The sequence below is a fragment of the Xenorhabdus innexi genome (genome assembly GCF_002632485.1).
GTDB lineage: Bacteria > Pseudomonadota > Gammaproteobacteria > Enterobacterales > Enterobacteriaceae > Xenorhabdus > Xenorhabdus innexi.
Genome location: NZ_NIBU01000247.1, coordinates 1 through 555, shown reverse-complemented (window position 1 = coordinate 555; position 555 = coordinate 1). Strand labels below are relative to the sequence as shown.

The following is a 555-nucleotide window of genomic DNA, read 5'->3' as shown; positions in this document are numbered from 1 at the left end:
AAGTCCGTACTCGGCTGTCACGCTGGTGATCCAGAGCGTCGCAGGGGCGCCGCTTGCAGGCTCTCTGCCGCCCGCACCCGCAGAACGGCCGCCCGCCGTCCGGCAAGCCAGCCGCCGTTCGCCCGTTGCCGAAAAATCCCAAAGTGCACATTGGCGTTTTGGGTTCGCAGGCGTTAGCAGAATCGGTCAGAGCAGGATTTTAATCGTCTGATATTGAATGAAAAAATACGAAAGAAAGTATGATGGCACCCGAACCCCGTTGAAGATGGCATCAACGAGGTGGACGGCGAGCGGTTGTACCAGAAAGGGCACCGGTTGCGCCAGCTTGGGCAACACCTGTTCGAGTATGACGATGCCGGGCGGATGACCGCCATGCAGCTCTGGCAGGACGGTCATCGGCCGCAACTGACCAAGTTCCGCTGGAACAGCCAGAACCAGCTTATCGGCGTGCAGACGCCGGGCGGCCAGCAGTGGGACTACCGCTACGACGCGTTCGGCCGGCGCACGGAAAAAGTGTGCGAACGGGCGGGCAGTCGCACCACCTACCTGTGGGAC

General features: G+C 61.4%; 1 protein-coding gene and 1 pseudogene. Both read left to right on the top strand.

Annotated features, from left to right (window positions below; all coding sequences use genetic code 11):
* Positions 1–211: pseudogene (locus Xinn_RS22560) on the top strand (hypothetical protein); the annotation flags it as partial.
* 68 nt (positions 212–279) lie between these two features.
* On the top strand, positions 280–555 hold a 276-nt coding region (locus Xinn_RS21405), incomplete at its 3' end, for an RHS repeat domain-containing protein (protein ID WP_244590300.1).